The following is a 17,361-nucleotide window of genomic DNA, read 5'->3' as shown; positions in this document are numbered from 1 at the left end:
ACATTAAAGTACTTCTTTGAATTGAATCTACATTCGTTGCAACCTTCCCACTAACAAAAGTAAATGCTGTATATGAACATGCTGCCAAAAGTCCATATATTATACCTTTAAATGTTAAGCTACTTAACCCCCCATTAAAAACATTAGATGAAAACGTTGTTCCTATTAAAAGTAACATAATAGATATTACTTGAATTTTAGAAGGAATTTTTTTTTCCAAAATACACTCTACTAAATTTCCAATCCATGTAAATTGGAAAAATAATAAAATCGCCATTGAAGCAGGGACCTCCTGAACAGATTTATAATACATTACACTAGTTAATCCAATTGGAATTCCTGTCAACATCAATTTTATTAAATCACTTTTACTAAATTTTATCTTATACTCTTTATTTATTTTTAATTTTAAAAATACCATAAGCCATAAGACTAAACAACCTATTCCTGTTTGAGAAAACACAATTTGTCCTAGACTAAATCCCTCACCATAAGCCAATTTTACAAAAGTTGAAAGAACTCCATAACTCGAAGCTCCTAATAAAATAAAAATCATATACTTATTTATTGATCCATTTTTTTCCATTTTTTCACCACCTAAATTTTTAAACAACATCAACAATACCATATTATATACGTAAAAATTAAAAACAGCTTACCAAAAATAAACTGCTCGCAATTTACTCATAGTGGCTAATTTAAATTAACCATATAAACTTTTGTTTTCATTACAAATTTATATAAGTTAATTTTTTTCACGATAATATGATATTATAATACTATTAATAAAAACAGGTCTTTTGTCCTTTTTTAAGATACAATAACAACAATGCAACTTTACCTTTCTATTAAATATTAACCAATAACTAATAGATGATAAATATAAAATCTATCCAATAATCATCAAAACTTTAAACAAAAACAGTGGTGGAATCGATGAGAAACATATGCCTTTTACCAATTTTATCTTAATTTCAAATTTTTCATACTTATATCAAGTGATGTATATGAATGAGTCAGAGCTCCTGAGGATATATAGTCTACTTCTAATCCTCTGATCTCAGTTATTCTTCTTTCATCTACATTTCCAGATATCTCAACTATAGCTTTTCCATCTATTATTTTGATAGCTTTCCCCATGGTTTTTACATCCATATTATCTAGCATTATAATATCCGCTCTTACCTCTATAGCTTCCCTTACTTGATCCAAGCTTTCAGTTTCCACCTCTATTTTTTTTACAAAGGGATGATTTTTCCTCACAGCTAATACCGCTTTAGTCAGACTCCCTCCAGCAGCCATTATATGGTTGTCTTTTATCATAGCCATATCCATCAGATTATATCTATGATTATTCCCTCCTCCTACTTTTACCGCATATTTTTCCAAATATCTCAAATTAGGAGTTGTCTTTCTGGTATCCATGATCTTTATCCCTGTTCCATCTAGAATTTTTACCATCTTATTAGTTTTAGTAGCTATCCCTGACATCCTCTGAATCAAGTTTAAAGCCACCCTTTCTCCACTCAATATATTTTTTGCTATCCCAGATATCTTAGCTATAATTTCTTTAGGTTTCACCACTGATCCTTCGGTAATCATGAATTCTATCTCCACACCACCTAAGATGTCAAAAGTTCTTTTAAAAACTTCTAATCCACATATTATCCCCTCTTCTTTAGCAATCATGTCTATTTCACATGTTGCTTTGGCATCTAATATTGAATTTGTAGTTATATCATCTATTACAGCATCTTCTAATAGTGCATCTTTTATAACCTTATCAATCAACAGAAAGTTCATCTTTCAAATCCTCCCTAACCTTTAATATTTCGTCTATCACTATTCTTCTATTTTCTTCCTTTGTCTTTTCTATATCTATTGAACTCTTTATGACATCGAAAAATTCATTTTTACTAAAATTATTTTTTTCGTACTCGTCAATCAAGTGGGTTATCTGATAAGACGGTAGAAGTTCTTCTTTTACATTTTTAATTTCCCTATTTATATCCTCTGCTACTCTGTTTCCAAATACCAGTCCCTCCAACAATGAGTTACTAGCAAGTCTATTTCTTCCATGGAGTCCTGTAAATGCAATTTCGCCACAGGCATATAAATCCTCTAAACTAGTCTTTCCATCCATATCTACTACTACACCTCCCATAAAATAATGCTGAGAAGTTGTTACAGGAATCATATTTTGGGCAAGGTTATAACCCTTTTCCAATAGATTTTCATAGATACCTTTAAACCTTATTTTTAAAAAATCTTCCTTTAATTTTGTAGCATCTAAATATACATAGGGTGAACTTATCTCTTTTTTCTTTGTTTCAATACTGGCTGCAACCACATCTCGAGGTAAAAGTTCATCTATAAATCTATCCCCCTTTAAATCTCTTAGTTTTGCCCCTTCTCCTCTTAGAGATTCTGAAATTAAAAATCTTCTTTCACTCTGAGGATCATAAAATGCTGTAGGATGAAATTGGATAGCACCTATATTTGATATCTCTATCCCATATTTTTTTGAAAGAGCAATTCCTATTCCCTTAAGATTTCTCCTATTGGTAGAATTTTTAAATAACCCACCAATTCCACCAGTAGCTAAGACCACTTTGTCACCTAGAAATTCTAACACTTTATTTTTTTTATTAACTCCTATAACTCCAACAGCTTTTTTATTAGACACCAATAAATCTAATATTTCAACCTCTGAATAAACAGTTATATTCTTTTTTTCTGCCATTTTTTCTGCTAAGGTCAAAAATATATGTTTTCCTGTTTGATCATTTGAATATAAAATTCTTCTTTTAGAATGAGCAGCCTCTCTAGTATATAATAGGTTTCCATGATCATCTCTATTAAAAGGTACTCCCATAGATACTAGTTTTTTTATATTTTTATCCGCTTCTTCAGCTACCAATTTTACTGTTTCTATATTATTTTCATTTCCACCTGCATAGAGAGTGTCATCAATAAAACAATTTCTATCCTCTTTTCCTCTAACTGTAGTTATTCCGCCTTGGGCTAAATATGTATTACAACTCTCTAATTTATTGTTACTAATTATTGCGATTTTTAAACCGCTATTAATATTAAGTGCAGTATAAATCCCTGCTATTCCACTTCCACAAATTATTACATCATAATTCATATCTATCCCCCTGCATATTTATGCATATTTAAAAGAGATACTTTCGCTTTTTTTATAAGTTTTTCATCCATTATTATCTCACATTTTTCATTTTCCAAAGCATCTATGATAGTTTCTATAAACACTCTTTTCATAGGAGAACATATCATATATGGAAAATAAAAACTCTTATTTGGGCTATCTTTTTTTAGCTGATGATAGATCCCTTTTTCTGTTACCACAATAAATTCTTTATTAGGAGAAGTTTTAGCATAGTTTAGTATCCCAGCTGTACTTCCTACATAAGTAGAGATATCTCTTACCTTTTTTTGACACTCTGGATGAGCTAAAATTTCTATATTCCCATGTTCATCTATTAATTTTTTTATATTTTCTGAAGTAACTTTGTGATGTACATTACACTGTCCATTAAATGGAATTATTTTTTTATTCGTCTGTTCTGAAACATATGAAGCCAAATTTTGATCAGGCACAAATATTATTTCATCAGCATCTATATTCTCAACGATTTTTAAAGCTGAAGAAGAGGTACAACAAGCATCTGATACTGCCTTTACCTCACTTGATGAGTTTATATAAGTTATGACTTTAGCATTTGGATGATTTTTTTTCATCTCTAATACCAATCCAGGAGTAGCTTGATGTTCCATACAACAAGTAGCATCTCCATGAACAGGAAACAATACTTTCTTTTCTGGTGAAAGTATCTTAGCACTTTCAGCCATAAATTTCACACCACAGTATACAATTATATCTGCATCACTGTCCCTACCAACTTCACTAAGATAATAAGAATCTCCTACATAATCCGCAATATCCTGTACATCTGAATTTTGATAATAATGTGCAAGGATTATTGCATTTTTCTCTTGCTTTAATTTTTTTAACTTCTCCAATTGATTCATATCGTCCCCCATTTTTTAATTTAAAATGTCTCTACGATTTAAATTCTAATACCTTTTCTCAATAATTTCAAGGGGGTAAAAGCTTATAAAGAACTTAAGTTATTTTTTTCTCAATCTGTTGGACAATATAAAAACCACTTTTTCTTGTGATAAATGACTTACAACTCTGTTCTGTGAAAAAATTAACTTTTATAGTTGTTTTATTTCTAAAAAAATTCCCAATTATTTTCATAACAGGGAATAATCTTAATTATTTTTTATTTTTTACTTTTTAAATCTTCAACTTTTAACCATGAATCACTTTCTATCATTGCTATATTTATTGTTATCTTCTTACCCATCTTTGTTTTAAACTCTTTGATAACTTTTTTTTCTATTCCATCGGCACCTTTAAATCTAATTTCTATTGTATGGTCGATACCTTTTATATATTCTCTTTTTTTCTTCTTTTTCTTGATTTTAATTTCTTTTTTTCCATCCAAGATATAATAAGCATTTTTAGGAGTATATGTTTTACCTTTATTTTCTAAAAATATTGCATGTTCCTTCCCACTTATAAATAAAAATATAGCCAAGAGGATCATAGCTAAAATAACTCCTGCTCTTACAGCAATAGTTTTCATTATTTTTCACCTCCAGAAAGTTGCATATCCATCATTTTCTTTCTTTCAGCTTTATTTTCTTGTTCCCTTCTCCATTGGTGAAGTACCAGAGCCAAAGCTATTACTCCATAAGAGATAAACACTCTAAAAAACTCTCCTATCTGAGCTGATCCTACTAATTCTTTTCCTGCCCTTGGTGATATAACAAACATTAGATGAAATAATACTATTCCACCTAAGGCATTGGGTATACTTGCCCTTGCAGCTGTTGCCCCACCTATTAAGATCGCTGCGATAGAGAACATTCCTATCTGCTCGTGACTATTGTATGTATTCATAGTTCCTATATTTTGTAAAAATATTATCTGTCCAATAGAAGCTAATACAGTAGATATTACAATTGATAAAATCCTCGTTCTCTCTACCGCTATTCCCGCAGATTTTGCTATCTCTATATCCTGCCCAATAGCTCTCATATCTTGACCTAATTTAGTTTTTCTAAACCAAACTATAAACAAACATAAGGCTCCTATTATTAATATAGTCAAAAGTGGTATTGTAAATTCCCCTATCTTCACAATCATAGAACGATCGAGTATCTGACGGATACTTTTTAAATCAATGGCATTTCTAATCCCATATCCACGACTAAGTATTATTTTTTTATTTGTCATAGGAATAATATTTCCCATTCCATATAAAACTACTAGTTGATAAACACCATTTATAAAGAATCCCATGATTATAGAGGTTATCATTTCTCTACCTTTTGCTTTATTCAATATATACCCACCTAATATACCCAATAAAATAGCGATTGGTAGTGAGATTATAACTGCTAATAAAATCCCTTCCATTCCAACTATTCTCCAATCGGTGATAAAGATAAGACCTAACTGTCCAGCCATAGCTCCTAAAACTATTCCAAAATTTAATCCCATTCCTGCAACTACTGGTATAATAAGAGAAAGTACTAAAAATGAGTTTCTAGAAAGTCTAGAAATCATCTCTTGAACCAAATATCCCCCTGACAATCCAGATATAGGAATAGCCATGACAATCATTATTAATATTACTATCGGCACTATATTATTTATAATAATTTTTTTACCTTTATTTTTCATTTTACTTACCCCCTTTCCTAGTCAAAGCATAGAGGATCATTCCGTTTGAAATTATTATCCTCAAAGTTTCTGACATATCTGTTTTAACCAAGTTATTTATTACCGAAGGCGTCATTGTAAGAATTCCTTGGAACAAGAAAGTTCCTATCATCACATTTATTACAGTCGCTTTATTTACAGAAGCCCCACCTATAAGGATTGCCGCAATTGCTGGAAATGCCATATAAAATGGTGCTAAGTACAACTGAATAAATCCAAAACTTTGTTGATATACTATTATTCCTATAGCAGCTAACATCGTAGACATTATTACTGATTTAGTTCTTACTTTGTCTATATTTACCCCTGTTGCCAAGGCAAATTTTGGATTAGCTCCTACAGCTTTCATCGCTAAACCTGATTTTGTTTTAAAGAATCCCCACATCAAAAATGCTAAAAAGCCAAAAAAGATCATCTCTCCAAAAGGTATCTTATCTGCCATTGGAAATATACTATTTAGCGCTCCTTGCCAATAATTTTCTATACTGATTGTTGTACGAAGACCAGAACCTCCGTATGCCCAGATCATATCCTGACTTTTAAAAGGTAATATTAGCCACATGATACACATGATCGCTACTGAGGAGAATCCTACATAGGTAGCGATCATCATCTCTCCACCTTTTACCCTATTTAGTATCTGTGAATATCCCCATCCAAATATAATTGCAAATGGAATTGCCATTATAATAGCTCCCCAAAATCCTAAAACTCCAGTAAGACCCATTTCTACACTTATTACCGCACCAATTAAGCCTGCTTCTACACCTAGAGGCAAACCAAAATTTAACCCTGTTCCAGAATATATCATAGGCATAAGAGACAATACTAAGATAGCGTTCATTCCAAATCTTATCAATGTATCACTTAGAGATGTTCCTAAATTTAAACCTACAAATGGAGCCACCGCATACATACTAAAAAGAAATAATGCTATTATTATCCTCGGCCATCCCATCGTTTCAATATAACTTTTAATTTTTTCCATCAGTTCCTCCTATCCCTACCATCAATTCTCCAAATTTAATTATATCTGCTTCTGGAGGCAATATTCCAGCTACTTTCCCTTCTGTTATTATAGCTATCCTGTCACTGATCCCTCGAAGTTCTTCAAGTTCTGAAGAAGTTATAATTATCGTAGTACCGTATTTTTCATTGTATTCACGCAGAGTTTCTAAAACTAATTTTTTGGCTCCTACATCTATTCCTCTGGTAGGCTCTGAAACCATTAATAATTCTGGCTTCATGGTAAATGCCTTAGCTAGACAGACTTTTTGTTGATTTCCACCACTAAGTTCTCCAGCGGTCTGTTTAGAACTTATACATCTAATCTCTAATTTTTTTATATACTCCAATGCATTTTTTTCTACATTTTTTTCATCGACCCATTCTACTAAGCCTCCAAGATATTTTTTTATAAATTCATCCTTGATTTGAATTGCAGAGTAAGCTATATTATCTTCAATAGTTCCATCTAAAAGTAGTCCCACTCCTTTTCTGTCTTCAGATACTAAGAAAAGACCTTTTTCTAAAGGCAGTTTTGGTTTATTCAATTCAAGTTTTTTCCCTTTAAAACTTAGTTTTCCTCCAGTTGTATATAACCCCATAATGCCATTAGCTATTCCTAGTTTTCCTTGTCCTGCCATTCCGCCTATACCTAATATTTCGCCTTTGTATACTTTCAAATCTAATTTTTTAACTGTTTCTCCAGGCATATCTACCCAAAACTTATCTAATTCCAAGAGAACTTCCTTATTTTCAGTTACTTTTTTTATAGTTTCTGATTCACTAAAACTTCTACCTATCATCCATTCTGTTATCTCGTGAGCACTAGTTTTCTTTGTTTCTACTTCCTTTATCAAGACACCATCCCGAAGCACTACTACTTTGTCACTTATCTGCATAATTTCATTTAATCTATGGGTGATAAATACTATGGAAATACCCTCATTGGCCAACCTTTTCATGGTTTGCAGTAAGATCTCTGCCTCTGATTCTGTAAGCACTGCTGTAGGTTCATCGAGAACTAACAACTTGGTATTTTCTCTTTCTATCTCACGTGCTATTTCTGTAAATTGTTTATGTGCCACCGGCATCTCTTTTATTATAGTTTTTGGGTCCATCTTTACACCTAGATGCCCTACTGCTATTCCAGCTCTAGCTTCCATTTCTAAACTATCTAATTTTTTTATTCTATCTCCAAATAAAACTTCTAAAAAACTATTTTTAGTCGATTCCCTATTTAAAACTATATTTTCAGTAGCTTCAAATCCAGGTATTAGGGAAAACTCTTGATGCACCATTCCTATTCCTGCCTCAAGAGCATCAAATGGAGATTTAAAGTCTATCTCTTTCCCTTCAAATTTTATACTCCCACCATATCCACCTGTTTCTCGAATTACAGGCATCCCAAATATAGTTTTCATTAAAGTAGATTTTCCTGCTCCATTTTCACCTACTAAGCCTATTATCTCGCCCTTATCTATACTTATATTTATATCTTTTAATACGCAATTTTCACCAAATGATTTGGATAAATTTTCTATTTTTAAAAGTAGTTCACTCACTCATTCTCCTCCTTTTTCTCGGTTTAATGATAAAAAAGGGGCTTTCGCCCCTCCATTTTATCTAAGTTAGGTTTTAATTGATCTCAAAATATTTTTCTGGTACTTCTAAATCTGTCATATTTAAATATCCTTTTCCAAATACATAAGTATCTTGATATACTAATAAAAAGTTCTCTCTCTCTATTCCATCAACATCAACATATTGACTTCCGTTCCAACCTGCTCCAGGACTTTGCATTCCTAAAGATGCCATAACTTGGTCAAAATTATCTATCTCTGATTTTCCTTCTATTACATCTATAGCATGAGTTCCTAAAGCTACTGCTGCTGCAAAGTTATATGAATATGCCCATGTTCCCATTCTTCCAGAACCACCAGCTTCAATTACTGACTTTTCAACTTTTTTTAATATTTTAGGCCAATTTCCTTTTTCACTCTTATCAAATTTAACTCCCAAAGCTCCAGGATATCCCATTGTTGGAGAAGGTAAATCTGCTTCTACGAAGTATCCTCCATCTTCTGCTACCCTTTTTAATAAAGGCTCAGTTTGTGCATCATTTGTTGCAAAAAACGCAGTGTCTTTACCATATTTTTTTAACCATGAAGGTACTTTTTCTAAAATAAATTGCTGAGCTCCTGCTACTCCAACATCACTTACAGGGTCTGGGGCAGTCATAGTTATAAATTCCATTCCTAAATCCGATGCTGCTTGTTTCATAATATCTCTTCTTCTAGATAAAAGTTCATAACTCATATGTCTAGGAAACGATATATGCATAAACTTCTTTGCTCCCATCTCTTGTGCAGCTTTTACAATTAAGTAACCTCTAGCCACATTATCAGGGTTTAATACTAAATCTGATACATCTGCAATCATCTCTGGATCTTCATGTGGACTATTTGCAATTAATAGAATATCAGGATTTTTTTCCCTTACTCTTCTAAACGCTTCCACTGTCCCAGGAACTGCTTCTGTTACAACTATAGCTTTCATCTTTGGATCATCTGCTAAACTTACAATTTGAGAAATTGTAGTTTCCATTTCTTGCATGAAGTTATCTGGATAAGTTATATGAACTACTTTTCCACCATCTTCTGCAGCTCCAAATTGCTTTATCAATTCTTGAGCTCCTCTAAGTCCATCTTCTGATTGAGATACTGTCCCAGATACTACACCAATATGATAATCTGCTGAAAATGTAAACGCCGACATTATAAACATTGTAACTAATAAAAATAATTTTTTCATCCTTTCATCTCCTTTAAATAAATTTTTATATAAATACCATTTAATTGGCACTACATTCCGATATTGAAATACAGATTGAACTATTAGTACTGATTTTACTCTATTATAGACACTTTGTCAATAATTTCAAACAACTTTATCTTTAATTTAAGAAAGGTGCTAATTTATTAGCACCTTTTTATTATTCTAATTTTTTTATTAATTCCTACATATCATATTATTTTTTATTTTTTCCAAACTATCAGTACCTGTAAGTATCATAGCTTGATATAGTTGATTTTTTAAAGCTTCTAAAGTTAATTTAACTCCTTCCTTTCTTCCACCTACACTTCCCCAAATAATAGGTCTTCCCACCAATACACAATGAGCTCCAAGTGCTAAAAATTTTAGTATATCAATTCCTTCCCTTACTCCTCCATCTGCTATTACTACCATCTTATCTCCTACAGCTGCCGATATTTCAGATAGAGTTTCAACCGAACTAATAGTACCATTCAATACACGACCTCCATGGTTAGATACTATGATACCTGCTACTCCTGCTTCCATGGCAATCACAGCTTCTTCTACGCTGAGAATTCCTTTTAATATAAATGGTAATTTTGTTGAATTTACTAATTCTTTTAATTCTTTCACTGATTTTGGCCCTACAGGCTGTCCCATAGTACTCATAACCAATAGTCCCGCTCCATCTACATCTATCCCTACAGCCAATGCTCCAGCTTCCTCAGCCATCCTTATTCTCTTTATGATCTCAGAATTTTCACGAGGTTTTATTATCGCTATACCATTCCCATCCACTTTTTTTATAGCTTCTACTCCCCATCTATAAAAATCTGGATTTCCACCATCACCTATCATAGCCATAGTCCCACATTCTAAACTTCCATTTACAATATCATCTATATAGTCTTTTTCCTCTACAGCTCCTCCAGCATTATAGTTTAATCCTGTTATAGGAGCTACCATTATTGGACTAGAAAGAACCGTTCCTAAAAAATTAAATTTAACATCCGGATCTTTAGCATTATGTAACGTTTTCATCATAATTCTTATCTCATTTAATTTATTATAATTTCTCTGCATAGTCGAACCATTTCCTGCTCCTCCCATTCCTGGAACCATCCCTCTACACCATACACCGTTACATTCACGACATATAGCACATACACCTTTCATCTTTTTACGGGCATTATTCTTTACCTCTATTAAATTCATTTTTTACCTCCATATTTATATATTACCTCTCATAAAACATACAAAAAATTCTTTAGATTTATTTGATTTTTATTTCTTAAAACTTATCATAAAATAACTATAAAAATTATAATTTTTCATGTTTTTTTCTAACGAAAAAAATAACTAATTTTATTGTATCTTTTTTGTTTTAAAAATGCTAGAATTTATCGATTTATAGAATAAATAATTTAAATCAATAAAATTTAAAGTTTAATAAACTTTATTAAATCGGGGGGAGGTAAGAGCAAATGAAAAGACACTTAAAGGGGTTATTTTTTGATTATTTTGTTATTAATTTAGGACTTATATTATCGGCTGTTGGAATAGGAATTTTTTTGGTTCCTGGTAGACTGGTCAGTAGTGGAGTTCCAGGAGTTGCTACTATATTATTTTATGGAATGGGTATACCTATTGGTCTTACTATTTTGATTTTTAACATCCCTATATTTATTTTAGGTGTTAAAGTATTCGGAAAGGAATATGGGTTCAAAACTTTTTTTGGAATCGTGGGTTTAGCTTTTTATACCCAAACATTTCAATCATTATTAAACAATACATCTGTAATTGACTATGCAAAAGGTGGGAATTTACTTTTAGCACCTATTTTTGGGGGATTATTTTTAGGTTCCGGAATGGGTTTAATCTTTAGATTTGGTGGAAGTATGGGAGGAGCCGATATCTTGGGACAAGTTATCAGTAAGTACTCTAAACTACCAGTCCCTCATGCTATCTTAATGTTAGATATGCTTGTTATGGGAAGTGGAATAGTAGTTTTTGGAATAGAAAGAGGTCTTTATGCTATCCTATCTGCGTTTACCTGTAACCTAATCTTAAATAAAATATTTGAAGGGGTAAGCCATAGTAAGATGGTATACATTACCAGTTCAAAATATGATGAAATACAAGAGCTTCTAGCAAATGATATCCAAACTGAAAGCACTACTATTATGACTAAAAGTCGTATCCAGGATTCTGAGAGAAAAATGATCATGGTCATATTAAAGAATAAACAACTTCGTGATTTACAGGTGTTTATGAGAAGAATAGACCCAACAGCTTTCATTGTTATCTCAGAAGTATATGAAGTTTTTGGCGATGCAGAAGACGAATAAAAATAGATTATATCTAATAAATCTATAATCAAAGTTTTTATAAATTTTAATTACATAGAAAACCCCTCCTAAACATTTAGAAGGGGTTTTCATTAAATTATTGTCTGATTTCACCTTGATACTTTTTCTTGATAAGTCCTAAGATTTTATCAATTGCACCAGTTACTTCATTTTCTTCCAAAGTTCCTGTTGTTTTTCTAAGTACTATATTAATAGCTACTGATTTTTTATCTGCCTCTACTTTTTCACCTTGATATATATCAAATAAATTAACACTTTCGATGATATTAGAAGATTTTTTAATATCACCTAACATATCTCCAACTAATTTATCTCTATCCATTAAGATAGCTAAGTCTCTATTTACTGCTGGATATTTTACTATCTTCCCATATTTTATCTTAGTTTTTCCATATTTTACTACCTTAGCTAGTTCTAACTCTGCTAGATATACTCTCTCTCTTGAGATAGACATAGCTTCTGCTACATCTGGATGGATCTCTCCAAAAGTACCAATATAATCTCTTCCTACTAAGATATCTACCGCTCTACCTGGATGGTAACTTTTGTTTTCAGTTCTTCTTAATTGATATCTAGTCATTCCCATATCTTTTAAGTAAGCTTCTACATACCCTTTTAGATCATAAAAATCATAAGCTTCAGGTTTGGCATCCCATAGATTTCTTTCCTCTCTACCAGATAAAGCAATTCCTACTTTTACAACTTCATCAGCTAAAGTTTCTGCTTTAGTAAATGTTCTAGATACTTCAAATATTTTAAGGTCATTTATATTTCTATTGAAATTATCTCTGATATTAGTAAGTAAACCATACATTAAAGTAGGTCTAAGTGTTACCATATCCTCATTTATAGGGTTTTTAATATCGATAGTTTCTGCTTCTATTTTTAATTTCTCTAAAATTCCTCTAGGAATAAAGCTATAGTTTATAACTTCTTGTAATCCCATATCTCTTAAATGTTTTTTAGAAGTATCAGTATTTTGGAATTCCTCATCTACTACACCAGCTTTGATATTTTCTATTGGCATCTTATCTTCAATATTTTCAAAACCATACATTCTAATGATCTCTTCATATAGATCTGCTGATCTAGTAATGTCATTTCTATATGATGGAGGAGTTACAGAAATTTTATTTTCTCCTCTATTTTTTATTTGCATATTTAAACTATTTAAGATTTTTCCTACTGTATCTAATTCTATTTCTTTACCTACAAATTTATTTAATCTGTTAATATCTAAAGAAACTTCCCTAGAAGTATAAGGATCTATATATATATCTACGTATTCTCCTATAACTTCACAATCAGTTATAGATTGAATTAAAGATGATGCTCTTTCTAATACAACTAAGGTATTATCTCTATCTATTCCTCTTTCAAATCTATATGAAGAATCAGAAGATAATCCTAATATTTTAGAAGTTTTCCTTATGTTTTCAGGCGTGAAGTATGCCACTTCTAATAAGATCTCAGTAGTATTTTCATCTACCTCTGTATTTTTCCCACCCATAATTCCAGCTATTGCTACAGCTTTTTCTTCATCAGCGATAACTAATTCAGAGTTATTTAACTCTCTCTCTTCACCGTCTAAAGTTATGATCTTTTCACCTTTTCCAGCTTCTCTTATAGTTATTTTTGATCCCTCTAATTTAGAATTATCAAAAGCGTGCATAGGTTGATTATACTCAAACATAATGTAATTTGTTATATCTACAATATTGTTTATTGGTCTAAGTCCTATAGATTTTAATCTTCTTTTTAACCATTCCGGAGATTCTTCTACCTTTACATTTTTTAATATTCTAGTACTGTATCTAGTACATCTTTTATCGTCATTAATATCTACAACAATTCCAGATGGTCCATTTAAAGTTCTAGTATCTGAAACAGGATATTTTACCTTTCTCTCATAATAAGCTGCAACCTCTCTTGCTATACCAATATGAGATAGACAGTCAGGTCTGTTAGGTGTAATCTCTAATTCAAAAATTATGTCATCTAATCCTAAGTGTGTTCTGATATCTTCTCCGATAGGCGCATTTTCAGATAAAATAACAATTCCATCTCCATCTGTACCCATTCCTAATTCTGCCTCTGAGCAAAGCATTCCACAAGATTCTACTCCTCTTACCTTAGCTTTTTTAATCTTAAAGTTTCCGGGTAAAACAGCTCCTATTTTGGCTACTATTACCTTGTCTCCTAATTTATGATTAGGAGCTCCACAGATTATTTGTAGTGGAGTTTCTTCCCCTACATTTACCTTTAATAGTGATAATTTATCTGCATCAGGATGTTGACCATATTCTACAACATGTCCTACCACTACGTTATCTAGATGTTGTCCTTGCTCTTCTATTGCCTCAACCTCTTGACCGATCATAGTTAAGGCGTTTTCAAGCTCTTTAACATCTTCATTTATCTCTACATATTCTTTTAACCATTCTAAAGATATTAACATTTTTTCCTCCAAATTATTAACTCTTCCTCTAAGTTTTGCTTTTTTGACATTAAAAATTTATTGTTGTTATAATAAATTTACATACTCGTCAATCGAGTAAATGACAACAGGAAAAGAGTTGTGTTTTTTCTATTTTTTCTTAAACATTATAAAAAATATCAGGCTCAATTAAAAGTTAAATTGTTTTAAGAATCTCATATCATTGTCATAAAATGCTCTTAAATCATCTATACCATGTCTTAGCATAGCAACTCTTTCTATTCCCATACCAAATGCAAATCCACTTATTTCATCTGCATCATAATTTACACTTTTTAATACTTCAGGGTCTACCATTCCACAACCCATTATTTCTAACCATCCTGTATTTTTACAAAGTCTACAACCTTTTCCTTTACAGATTACACATTCTACATCCATCTCTGCCGAAGGTTCTGTGAATGGAAAAAAATGAGGCCTAAACCTTACATTAGTTTCTCCAAATACCTTGTTTACAAATTCTGTTAAGATTGCTTTTAAGTTAGCAAATGATATATTTTCTCCTACCATCAACCCTTCCATTTGATGGAACATAGGCGTATGAGATACATCGTAATCAGATCTATATACTTTCCCTGGACATACCATTCTAAATGGTGCTGTTTTATTTTGCATATATCTAATTTGTACAGGTGATGTATGTGTTCTAAGTACTGTATTATCATCTATATAGAAAGTATCTTGTAAATCTCTCGATGGATGAGTTTCTGGTATATTCAATGCATCAAAGTTATTAAATGTAGTTTCTAATTCTGGTCCTGCTGCTACATCAAATCCCATCTCTATAAATATATTTTTTAAGAAATCCATAGTTTCTGTTATAGGGTGTAATCTTCCAGTTCCCGTTTCCCTTCCTGGTAAACTAACATCTATAGTTTCGTTATTCATTCTCAATGTTTTTTCTGCGTCTTTTAGCTCAGTCATCTTAGTTTCAATTTCATTTGTAATAAAATCTCTAACTTCATTAGCTAATTGACCAATAACAGGTCTTTCTTCTTTAGATAAATTTCTCATTCCTTTCATAATGTCTGTTAATTTACCTTTTTTTCCTAGAATTCCTACCTTTAGATCTTCTAGTTCTTTTACATTAGTTATCGAAGTTAAGCTAATAGCTACTTCATCCTTTAGAGCGTTTATTATCCCTTTCATCTTGCCTCCTAAAAACTTCCTTATATCATTAATCTCATAGTATTTTATCAAATTTTTGATAATTATCATACTTTTTTTTAGTTTATAACTTTCTATGCTCTATATTTATTTCATCATTCTTTATATTCAATATCCCGTAGAGCCCGTCTTTCACTGCTCCTGGATTAAATAAAATCATATCTTTTTTTTCTAAATATGGAATATGCGTATGCCCAAATATACATAAATCACTACCTCTTTCTTTCGCTTCCATCCTTAAATAATCATAACTTGTTTTAACTCCATATAGATGACCATGAGTCAAAAATATATTTTTTCCTGAAATTTCAAATTCTAAAATATCCTCTGTATTATGATCCATATAATCACAGTTTCCTCTAACTATATAATATTTAGAATTTTCATATACATATGACAATTCCTCCACATCTTTACTATTATCTCCTGCGGAAATAACCACATCTGGAACTTCTCTTTCCCATATTTTCATTAAATTATCTAGTCTTAAATGACTATCCGATACTATTAATACTTTCATAACGACTCCTTTCACACTCTTCCTTTTTATAATTTCTCAATCACGAGTACAAAATTTTACTTTTTAAAAAACTAATTCTCCTATGTGAAAAGAAACTATAGATAGAAAATATAGCAATGGTTTTTATATTATTTTAGGAGGAGAACAACAGTTCTCCTCCTAAAAACTTTTTTACTTATATAAAATATTATCCTATATAGATAGGAATATCTATATTTTCCAATAATTTTAAGCCTGTATTCCCTGCAAGTCTCTCCAAGAAGAAGGAGTGTTTAAGGTCTCCCATAATTAATATATCAAATTCTTTACTCTTTTCAGATATTATATCGACAGGTTTCCCCTCTAATTCTAATGTATTTAATGTTTTCCCTGCTGTTTCCATATATTTAGAAAATTCACGATCTGTTTCATCGTCTAAATTTACAGCTACAGAGGTGAAATCTCTTAATTTTTCAAACATATTCAAAAAAGTAAAGATAGATTTATTTATTCTTTCGCTCTTATCATTTGCAATCATCACTTTTTCTACCTTCAAACTATTATTTTCAGGAATCAATAAAATAGGTTTATAGTGATTTTTGAAAAGATCTTTTTGATTAGCTGTAATAGTCTTGGATTTCTCAACTATTATCAAATCAAATCCCAACATTTTTTCTTGTACAATTTCCTGAGTAATCCCCTCTTCTACTAATAGATGTTCTACTGGAAAATAATTTTTAAATATTTTTTTTAACTCTTCTACCTGAATATTTTCTGATTTTTCCCATTCCCTAATCAAGAAATTAGCCGAATTATCCACAACTAATCCCTCTACTGTAGGAGGAAGTACTTCATACTTTCTTATATCTCTAATATATAATCCATATACTTCTGTTCCATACTTTTCTTTTAAATGTTGTCCTGTTTTTAGCAAATTATGTTTGTCCAGTTCATTTCCGAATAAAATCAAAATTCTATTTAACATAATAACACCCCTCTTTATACCCTCATCCATCCTACGGTTTTTACCCTAGACTCTTTCCTCTTTGTCGTTTTTCCGATTGACGAGTACGAAAATTTCTTTTAGTTATAAGAAATTTACGATGTCAAAAGGAAAACTATTGCTACATTTTCTAGCTTTAGTTTCTTTTATAGAAGAGAAACTATAAGAAGGAAGAGTAGAAGAGAG

General features: G+C 31.2%; 15 protein-coding genes. 1 reads left to right on the top strand and 14 read right to left on the bottom strand.

All coding sequences use genetic code 11. From position 1 onward, the window contains the following. The 10 genes from WBG30_RS09505 to WBG30_RS09460 form a co-directional block, all read right to left on the bottom strand. Positions 1-586 (bottom strand): EamA family transporter (locus tag WBG30_RS09505; RefSeq protein ID WP_424504418.1); only part of this gene is annotated, 586 nt, incomplete at its 3' end. Positions 587-963: 377 nt separating this feature from the next. Continuing rightward, entirely contained in the window at positions 964-1,803 is an 840-nt protein-coding gene (gene nadC, locus WBG30_RS09500; protein WP_424504417.1) for a carboxylating nicotinate-nucleotide diphosphorylase, read from the bottom strand. Then, the gene (locus WBG30_RS09495; protein WP_424504416.1) at positions 1,784-3,151 is read right to left on the bottom strand and encodes an L-aspartate oxidase; all 1,368 of its coding nucleotides are present in this window, start codon (positions 3,149-3,151) and stop codon (positions 1,784-1,786) included. The genes nadC and WBG30_RS09495 overlap by 20 nt, the downstream gene beginning before the upstream one ends. Before the next feature lie 2 nt (positions 3,152-3,153). Further along, the gene (gene nadA / locus WBG30_RS09490; protein ID WP_424504415.1) at positions 3,154-4,056 is read right to left on the bottom strand and encodes a quinolinate synthase NadA; all 903 of its coding nucleotides are present in this window, start codon (positions 4,054-4,056) and stop codon (positions 3,154-3,156) included. Between the two features lie 257 nt (positions 4,057-4,313). Beyond that, on the bottom strand, positions 4,314-4,679 hold the full coding sequence (locus WBG30_RS09485; protein ID WP_424504414.1) for a DUF6672 family protein: 366 nt from the start codon (positions 4,677-4,679) through the stop codon (positions 4,314-4,316). Next, on the bottom strand, positions 4,679-5,782 hold the full coding sequence (locus WBG30_RS09480) for an ABC transporter permease (RefSeq protein ID WP_424504413.1): 1,104 nt from the start codon (positions 5,780-5,782) through the stop codon (positions 4,679-4,681). Before WBG30_RS09480 ends, WBG30_RS09485 begins: the two co-directional genes overlap by 1 nt. Position 5,783: 1 nt before the next feature. Continuing rightward, positions 5,784-6,809 carry an ABC transporter permease subunit gene (locus WBG30_RS09475; protein ID WP_424504412.1) on the bottom strand — a complete coding sequence of 342 codons (1,026 nt, stop codon included), beginning with the start codon at positions 6,807-6,809 and terminating at the stop codon, positions 5,784-5,786. After that, the gene (locus WBG30_RS09470; RefSeq protein WP_424504411.1) at positions 6,796-8,388 is read right to left on the bottom strand and encodes a sugar ABC transporter ATP-binding protein; all 1,593 of its coding nucleotides are present in this window, start codon (positions 8,386-8,388) and stop codon (positions 6,796-6,798) included. The genes WBG30_RS09475 and WBG30_RS09470 overlap by 14 nt, the downstream gene beginning before the upstream one ends. Positions 8,389-8,461: 73 nt before the next feature. Next, the gene (locus WBG30_RS09465; RefSeq protein WP_424504410.1) at positions 8,462-9,637 is read right to left on the bottom strand and encodes a DUF3798 domain-containing protein; all 1,176 of its coding nucleotides are present in this window, start codon (positions 9,635-9,637) and stop codon (positions 8,462-8,464) included. A gap of 198 nt (positions 9,638-9,835) precedes the next feature. After that, positions 9,836-10,855, bottom strand: a complete 1,020-nt coding sequence (locus WBG30_RS09460; RefSeq protein WP_424504409.1) for an alpha-hydroxy-acid oxidizing protein — start codon at positions 10,853-10,855, stop codon at positions 9,836-9,838. A 269-nt stretch (positions 10,856-11,124) separates the two neighbouring features. Between WBG30_RS09460 and WBG30_RS09455 the strand changes: the two genes are divergently transcribed. Beyond that, the gene (locus WBG30_RS09455) at positions 11,125-11,988 is read left to right on the top strand and encodes a YitT family protein (RefSeq protein ID WP_424504408.1); all 864 of its coding nucleotides are present in this window, start codon (positions 11,125-11,127) and stop codon (positions 11,986-11,988) included. Between the two features lie 97 nt (positions 11,989-12,085). Here WBG30_RS09455 and pheT read toward each other — a convergent pair whose 3' ends face one another. From pheT to WBG30_RS09435, 4 genes are all read right to left on the bottom strand, one after another. Beyond that, complete coding sequence (gene pheT, locus WBG30_RS09450) at positions 12,086-14,467, bottom strand: phenylalanine--tRNA ligase subunit beta (protein ID WP_424504407.1); 2,382 nt, start codon at positions 14,465-14,467, stop codon at positions 12,086-12,088. Between the two features lie 168 nt (positions 14,468-14,635). Beyond that, positions 14,636-15,655 carry a phenylalanine--tRNA ligase subunit alpha gene (gene pheS, locus WBG30_RS09445; RefSeq protein ID WP_424504406.1) on the bottom strand — a complete coding sequence of 340 codons (1,020 nt, stop codon included), beginning with the start codon at positions 15,653-15,655 and terminating at the stop codon, positions 14,636-14,638. Between the two features lie 82 nt (positions 15,656-15,737). After that, positions 15,738-16,193: a YfcE family phosphodiesterase gene (locus WBG30_RS09440; RefSeq protein ID WP_424504405.1), complete on the bottom strand. Its 456-nt coding sequence runs from the start codon at positions 16,191-16,193 to the stop codon at positions 15,738-15,740. Positions 16,194-16,380: 187 nt separating this feature from the next. Continuing rightward, entirely contained in the window at positions 16,381-17,157 is a 777-nt protein-coding gene (locus WBG30_RS09435) for a hypothetical protein (RefSeq protein WP_424504404.1), read from the bottom strand. Positions 17,158-17,361 lie beyond the last annotated feature (204 nt).

The organism is Psychrilyobacter sp. (assembly GCF_049671765.1).
Lineage (GTDB): Bacteria > Fusobacteriota > Fusobacteriia > Fusobacteriales > Fusobacteriaceae > Psychrilyobacter.
This window is presented reverse-complemented; position numbering and strand designations above follow the sequence as displayed.